The 7,575-nt window shown below is 48.5% G+C and carries 5 protein-coding genes and 1 pseudogene; 1 reads left to right on the forward strand and 5 read right to left on the reverse strand.

The window, feature by feature from the left end:
- The 4 genes and pseudogenes from BM152_RS18375 to BM152_RS19075 form a co-directional block, all read right to left on the reverse strand.
- Positions 1-381: pseudogene (locus BM152_RS18375) on the reverse strand (hypothetical protein); the annotation flags it as partial.
- Between the two features lie 488 nt (positions 382-869).
- The gene (locus BM152_RS19070; protein WP_139222549.1) at positions 870-1,226 is read right to left on the reverse strand and encodes a hypothetical protein; all 357 of its coding nucleotides are present in this window, start codon (positions 1,224-1,226) and stop codon (positions 870-872) included.
- A 25-nt stretch (positions 1,227-1,251) separates the two neighbouring features.
- Positions 1,252-3,252 carry a hypothetical protein gene (locus BM152_RS18380; protein WP_139222550.1) on the reverse strand — a complete coding sequence of 667 codons (2,001 nt, stop codon included), beginning with the start codon at positions 3,250-3,252 and terminating at the stop codon, positions 1,252-1,254.
- Positions 3,253-3,427: 175 nt separating this feature from the next.
- The gene (locus BM152_RS19075; RefSeq protein WP_139222551.1) at positions 3,428-3,916 is read right to left on the reverse strand and encodes a hypothetical protein; all 489 of its coding nucleotides are present in this window, start codon (positions 3,914-3,916) and stop codon (positions 3,428-3,430) included.
- A gap of 520 nt (positions 3,917-4,436) precedes the next feature.
- Here BM152_RS19075 and BM152_RS18385 point away from each other — a divergent pair.
- Positions 4,437-6,992: a helix-turn-helix transcriptional regulator gene (locus tag BM152_RS18385; protein WP_082715405.1), complete on the forward strand. Its 2,556-nt coding sequence runs from the start codon at positions 4,437-4,439 to the stop codon at positions 6,990-6,992.
- A gap of 28 nt (positions 6,993-7,020) precedes the next feature.
- Here BM152_RS18385 and tnpC read toward each other — a convergent pair.
- A partial coding sequence (tnpC, locus tag BM152_RS18390; protein WP_139222552.1) for an IS66 family transposase occupies positions 7,021-7,575 on the reverse strand: 555 nt, incomplete at its 5' end.

Genomic DNA, 7,575 nt, shown 5'->3' on the forward strand with positions numbered 1-7,575 from the left:
CGACCGGACTTTCGGGTCGTTGACAACAAAAGGGTTCGCCGTAAATCGGGCATCACATTGCGTGTCGGGTATTTCGGTCTGGGCGCCATTCACGATTGCATGCGTGCAAAAGGAATCTTCTCGCGCTGTGCTTTTCAAATCGCCGAGGCCGACACTCGCCAGAAAGAGCTGCTCATCCTCAGTGATCAAGGTAACGATCGCGATGGGAACATTGGCCACACTTGCAGCCACCTCACACAGCCCTTGGATTTCATCATAAGGGTGGGACAAATCAAGCCCAAGACTATGCAAATATGCCACCCGTTCAGCTTCATTGGCCGGGATGGGAAAAGATGGGGAACTGGTAGACGAGTCCTTGTCACCTATGTCTGGCGCGCGCATCTGTGAAACCCTCATTCAAAACTGGCAACAGCCAAACACCTTCATGCAAAAAAAACTGCGCATAACTCAATCATAACGTGCATCTTGCAATCGAACTAGCGCATGAGGGGGGAGCTTTATTTAATTCTATTATTATGGCTGAAACACCCCGATGCAATTGCCTTTCTTGGGAGCGTCTGAAACCTGGTGCATGGAGTTTGTCACCTTAGAAATACCCCTTTCTTTTTCCGCATTTGACGCAGACCTGTTCAGGCATTCGGCTACTTTCTCGCCATTTATGAAGTCCTAAAAAACACAACAAACGAGACATGAATTGGCCTTGCTATTTTAATGGGTAGTTTTGCGCACTTGCAAAGGCGTGTCGCGTCAAGCTTTAAAACCCGTTTTCGACGCGACGTCTTTCGCTCTTGCTTTAACTTTCGCCTCGATCCGGCTTGTTGGCTTATCTCTGTGCCGCGCTGACAACGCCACTTCGGTAACAACACCGATTAATCATTCACAATCCCTACTGGGGTTGTGAATGATAAGCCTCCGGAGACTTGACAATTTCCTCCGGCACAGACGCCAAGTACAACTGAACTTGCATTTTCCGCCGCAAACGTTCCGGTCTTTATCGCCCCACCTTCTTCATTCCATTCTATGTCCAATGTTTCAACATTGGAAAAAAAGCGAACATCCTCCCCCCGTCCAACAGCAATATTAATGCTCGTCAAATCACCGTCATTTTGAAGGACAATCATTTGAAATTCTCCTGTTGTTCCAGTCGGAATACCCTCGGCGCTAACCGAACTTGCACTCGCAACGATTAAGGAAACCGCCGTCCAATAGATGTGCATCTTGCTCATTTTCACTTCTCCTATGTAGAGAAAATTAGAATTTAACCTGATACGCCCCGAGGAACGTCCGCTCTCTGGTGGTCAAGTCTTGACCGACAGAATCCGTGCCGTAATCATACTTCACATCTGCGACTTGCAGCTTCAGCGTTCCCGCATTTGGGGCATCTGCGACACGCCAGGACAGCCCTGCGCGCGCTACGATATAAGAATCTTCCGTGGAAAAGGGTGTGAACTGTGCATCAAAGCTAAAGCGATCCGATGCTTGATAGCCGATTGCAAAAGTCGTGCTGTAGCTTTTGTCGTCTTCATCATCACTGATGCGATAGCGTGCTTGATATGTCATGCCGTTATTCGCACCATATTTTCCGAATATATCGAAAACGCTATCTTGAGACAGGGCATCATACTTATCAATGACTGTGCTCGGTCTATCGAACGCCTTCAGGAAACCCGCTCCATAGCTAAGGCTATTCCCTGTCTGAAATTGTGTGGTTTTGGTGATGCGACCTTGAAGAAAGCTATACCGATCACGATCCGGGTTCGAATATGCTTCCCCGCGCGCCATAAAGGACAGGCCGTTCTGCGTAGAACGAGAGTAATCACCCCCGATATACGCATTGGTGTCATCGCCGAATATTGCGCCCGTGTAATATCGGAGGACACTCACGCCATCAGTGCGGTTTCCGGAAAATGCGATATGAGGTACGAGTGAGTAACGTGAGGTTTCAGTCGTAGCCGCATAGGCAAGCGCATTCTGAGTGGTGAGTTCCAAGCCAGACTGAACATAGAGATTATTGATGTTGGAAAGCTCAATCTGGGAAATTTCCCCCAAAATTTCATCAATAATTGTTATTGAGCTATTGGGGAGTTCAAAGCCGTCATCAATTCCACCCTCGGAAAAATAGGGGCCAGATGTGGTCACTCGATCACCCGTCGCCTCTAGCCAAGATGTAGTTGTCGTCTCAATGCTCCGTACGGGAGAAAAGCCCATCCAGAAGCCATTATAGTAACTCGCGGGTGTCTCCGTTATATTACGTGGAGGGGTCTTTGGATGATCGACGTATCCCCGCCCTGCCTGAAAAACTGTGAAGCTATTCTCAGGGGTCCATTGGTTATTTGCGGCATAAAAGAGGTTGTTACTAATTTGTAAGTTTGGCGCCCCGCTGCCTGCCTCCAGTTTTGCGTTGGCCTTCGGCAGAACCCAAGCAGCCAATTGAAGGAGTGCTGCTTCTCTACTCCATTCATCTTCGTCTAGTAGCACGATCCCTCGGGTTGTTCGCGCAATCGATGCTTGGCTATCATTACTATATAGTTCCTGGTCTACTTTCGAGAGCGAGAAAACACTTCTCATCGTGACGTTTTCCTGCCGCTCAATCCCATTAAGATAAGCGCGGTCAGTATTCGCAACTGTACCAGAGTTAATAATGTCTACGTCGACACCAACGATTTCATCGCCGCCATCAACGCCACGCTGCCAACCGTCTTCATATAATGCTTCAGCCGTTTCGTCGCTGATCACATCACCTACCATGCCCGTCTGGGCGAGTTCTGTTGGCAAATAGTAATCCGCGTCATACGAGCCAGGCACAGTGGCCAATCCTGGTGTGTATGTGCAGGTTTGGTCTGTTGTTGTGCCCGGAAACTGACAATCTCCTGTTGCACTGAACTGCAACTTGAACCCTATCATATCAACGGCTTGTCTCTGAACTACCGTCACTTCGCTCTTGCGCGTAATTCTTTGATGCTGCAAGTACCATCCAGACTGCTGACGCTGGAATAGACCATCAGACACGCCTTCGGAAATTTCCGTGGAAAGCGCAAAAGTTCCGGTTAGCAACGCGTTTGTATTTGAAGCATCCCCATCAGTGAACCCAAACGTAAAGCTGCCCTTTGACGCGTAATCCAAGGTCTCACCGTTCAGCTTAAATCTGGTCGTAAGCGGGGCAATATTTTGTGGCTCTGATTTTTGACCAAGCAAATTTTCATCATCTAATATGTTGCCTTCGAGAACCTGGGCATACAGGGTGCCGGACATCGAAAGGACAAGACATGACGTAGATAATAAAATACTTGTTGTCCTATAAAAGTACAAAGCACTCTCCCTGTCGTCTAGATTCATCAAACATTATGTTGTGATGCAGGTGTTTTGCCCCGCCAAAAGGCGAGGCAAAACGTAAGCAAAATTCGCTTAAATAGCGTCTACGCAATGATCAGTTCAGGTAGTCTGTGCCAACCATCACCGAAGACGTGAAGGCGCCACCAGGTGTCGGTTCGGTCGTTGCTGTAATAACGGTGCCAGGAACCATGGAAGAGCCAGAGTTTGCGCCTGTAGCTGCTGAATTTGCCGTAGAGCTCGCAGCTGCGTAGTCGCCTGATGCTGCGGCAACGCTGATGGAGGACAGAACTCGCTCATCAGTCGTGATCGTAGTGTCTTGGCCTGGAACAGTCACAACTTGATCGTCAGTGTGTCCTGTCACGGGCAACGAGACGGGTCCAAAAGGAGTAGTAATGAATGCAGTACCGTCCTGCAGGTCTTGTCCAGGGATTGTGATGTCAACGTCATCAGTTGTAAATGTTTCGGTCATCGAGACCGTTGTGAAAGATGCGCCCATGGCAACGGCGACAGCATCCTGTGCAAGCACAGAAGCAGGAATGAGAAGTGCGGCTACTGCAGAGAGGGCCGTGATCTTATAAGTCATAAAGTCATACTCCAGGTTCGCGCCACCTCACGAATAGGTGAGCGCATTTGTAACTGTGAGCACCGCAGCAAAGTCATTTTGTGACACTCTGCGAACGTGCTGCGCAATTTAAACATATCAAGCAAAGCCGGGGATACAGATCGAGGGGCTAGCCCCTATGCTAGGATGGATAGGTAAATTTTAGACAAAATTCCCAAAACCTATCCATTTGGATGGCGAATGGACGACCAATACTTGTTGGAGATGTTGCCCGGCTCAATTAGAACCGAGAAGGTCAACCACAGTTTTGCTGTCTACGGATGACAAAACGGGTTTTCAGGGATATAATCTTCGACATTGTGAAAGGGTAAGCATTGGCAATTGGACTTCATAATTTCGGCAAGCCGAAAGTGCCATTTTCAATAGCTTATCATACCTCTTCTTTGTAAATAAGTCAGGCTAGGTGAATAGAGTGTTTTCTATTTCAACACAGACTGTTTTGCGCTCTCGATTAGAACGACATGCTCCCTTCCGAACTGGCATGAAGCTTACTGCGCTCACAAGTCCTTCCGGTTTTGGGAAAACGCCCATTATGCAGCAATGGGCGAAGGCGGCATCTTCGAATGGCGCAGACACGCTCTGGCATTCTGTTATGCCCGAGCAGGGAGCGCTAAATGCTTTACTATATAAAATTGCCGAGCGAATTGGAGACGAGCAAGCTACGAACGCATGCCGTGGCGGCAGTATACAGGCGGTAATTGATGCCTCACATCAAATGACCGGACGCGTTTTTGTGTTCATCGACAATATAGAAAACTTGGCTTCTGACCGCGATATCCAGTGCCTTATTGACTTTATAGACAAAAGTTCCCTCGCATTGTCTTTTGTCATAGCAACCAATCAACCAAGTCGTTTGCCGCTTTCAACCTTACGTGTCCAAAACCGTCTTAATCATATTACGCCTTATGATCTCGCGTTGGACGTGCGGGAAATTGACGAAATTTTAGGCCCGGAACAGCCAGCTAAGGCCGCCATTGTTGCCCATGCCCTGACAGATGGTTGGCCCGCTGCCATACACTTAATGTGCCACGACCCACAGATTATGGATGCCTTGGCACATGATAGATTGAACCCGGAGAACCCTCCTCTAAGTGAGAGCGTTGAAGCATTTTTAAATGAACGTGTGTTCAGCAATATGAGTGACGAGCTCAAAAATCTATTGGTAAACATGAGCGCACTATCTCAGTTTACGGTCAGTCAAGCAGAATACATTTGCGAGCAAGAAGGCGTGGGCGTTCTCTTGCATGACCATAACTACGATCCCTTTATACAGAGCATTGGCAGAGAAGAGATAATGTACGAGTTTAACCCGTACTTTCGCCAGTTTCTGCGTCGCCGGTTAGACAGATTTGGTCAGCGGCACATAAACCAGATTCACTATCGTGCAACGCAATGGCTCGAAAAATATGCCTCCCCTATACATGCAATTGTTTTTGCCCTGACGACAGGGGACATAGAAACTGGCATTGATCTCTTCAATCGCTTGGGAGGAGTGGAGATCGGCTTTCGCTATGGCACAGAAACACTCAGAAATATTTTGGACCATATCCCTACAGAAGTCGCTGAAAAGGAGCCCCAGGCAAATCTGTCCCAAGCATTTTTACATATGAAGGAATGCAGGCTAGATTTAGCCCGCCATTTTCTACAGCTTGCAGAGGCCCAACTGGCAAATCAACCAGCATGTTCCGCGCTAAATTATTTTACTTCCATCACAACTCTGATGATCTCAATCTATGAAGACCGGGAGATCGATCTTTCCACATTCAATATATTCAACTCTGAGAGTAATTTGCCAAAGTCTGAGGGTTATTGGGCTCAAGGTTGGCAGAATGGCATCTCTGCGATGGTCCATTATACACACTATGACCTCGCTAAAGCAGAACAATGCGTACTGCTTTCATGCGGTCTGTTTAATGCCGCACAGTCAAAATTCTCTGAGGCATATATGCAGATGCTCCATGGCGTAGTGAACCTTTCTAAAGCGAGACCCTCCGCTGCTCAAAAGAACTTCATTGTAACGCAAGAGCTTTGCCGTGACGCAGCATGGGCAACGGGCATCAATGTTCTAAACGATGTACTTTACGCTGGAGCCTGCTTCGATTCAGGCCATTTTGATGAAAGTAAAACTTATATAAAGCGCTCATTGGACATTATGCATGAACACGACCTGTGGACTGAAGGACTTTTGCTTGCCTACATGACAGCAATCAAGTTGGCTTTAGTAAGTGGATCTACATCTGAAGCGCTCAAACACTGTGACACATGCTCTGATATTGCGAAGAAATTCAATCTACGCAGGCTATCCGACACCATGGATGCAGTCCGGATAGAACTTGCAGCCTTTAATGGAGATATACGCTACGCAAGTGCGCTGGTTAAAGATTGGCAGGCTGACAAACCGATTAAGTCCATTGATGCCGTCTCTGGTCGAGAGATCCAAACGTACTATTACTACACACTTGGTTTATCCCGAGTGTATCTTGCGCAGCGAGAAGAAAAACTGGCTATCAAAATTCTAGAACCCGCCATAAAACGGCAAATCAAAGAAGGTCACACCCATTTTTATCTGCGCTTCACCGTTCTCAACATAATAGCACTGTCTTCCCTCGGTCAAAATGATCAAGCTGACCAATTGTTTTTTAATTTAGCCCAGATGCCTCACTACAGACAAAATAAAGGACTATTCCTTCTCGAGGGAGCAAGACTGGGGCTCTATCTACAAGGGCTCATCAAGCGCGATATACTGAAGGATCTAGATCCAGAAGTCATTTCTTTCATAGGTAATTTAATAGCCGACTTGGAGAAAAGCCTAGAAACGTTTGACGGTGGCGGCATAATGAGTCGGCAGGAGACAAAGGTTCTCCACCTCCTAGAGGACGGACATGCCAATAAGGTGATTGCTCGAGAACTCAACATTTCGGACGCAACAGTGAAATATCACTTGCGCAACATTTATCAGAAACTCGGAGTAAACAGCCGCTTGATGGCTGTGAAGATTGCCCGCGCCAAAGGTATTTTGGCCAAAGCAGATGAGTAGTAAGCGTTCGCTGGACATCACGTGCAGCTTAGCTTGACAGCTTGAAGTTCCACGGCAGCAGATCGTCTATGCAGTTTTGCGGATGGCCATTGGCGATCGCTGTCAGGGTGGCCTTGAGATAGGCAAAGGGTTCTATGCCGTTAATCTTGCAGGTCTCGATCAGCGAAGCGACACGGCCCCAGGCGATGCCGCCTTCGTCGTGACCCGCGAAGAGCGCGTTCTTCCGATTGAGAGCGATCGGTCGGATCAGGTTTTCGACGCGGTTGTTGTCGATCTCGACGCGCCCATCGGTCAGGAAGGTCTGCAACCCGTCCCAGTGATTATGGATGTAATTCAGCTTTTCACCAAGCCGCGATTTGGCGGATATCTTGCGGCGTTGTGCCTGTAGCCAGTCGCCGAAGGCTGCGACCAAGGGGGCACTGCGAGCCTTGCGGGCTGACAATCGCTGGCCAGGGTCGACGCCTCGGATATCGGCTTCAACGGCATAGATCTCGGCAATGCGGCGCAGGCCCTCGGCGGCGATCTCTGAGCCGTCGCGGTCGAAGACTTCCTTCAGCTTACGGCGCGCGTGTGCCCAGCAGTG

Source organism: Celeribacter halophilus, from assembly GCF_900114135.1.
In the GTDB taxonomy this organism is placed as follows: Bacteria; Pseudomonadota; Alphaproteobacteria; order Rhodobacterales; family Rhodobacteraceae; genus Celeribacter; species Celeribacter halophilus.

What these genes read in the sequence shown, in the direction of transcription:
- BM152_RS19070 (WP_139222549.1), bottom strand. Translation starts at nt 1,226, where the DNA reads ATGAGCAAGATGCACATCTATTGGACGGCGGTTTCCTTAATCGTTGCG.
- BM152_RS18380 (WP_139222550.1), bottom strand. Translation starts at nt 3,252, where the DNA reads ATGTCCGGCACCCTGTATGCCCAGGTTCTCGAAGGCAACATATTAGAT.
- BM152_RS19075 (WP_139222551.1), bottom strand. Translation starts at nt 3,916, where the DNA reads ATGACTTATAAGATCACGGCCCTCTCTGCAGTAGCCGCACTTCTCATT.
- BM152_RS18385 (WP_082715405.1), top strand. Translation starts at nt 4,437, where the DNA reads ATGAAGCTTACTGCGCTCACAAGTCCTTCCGGTTTTGGGAAAACGCCC.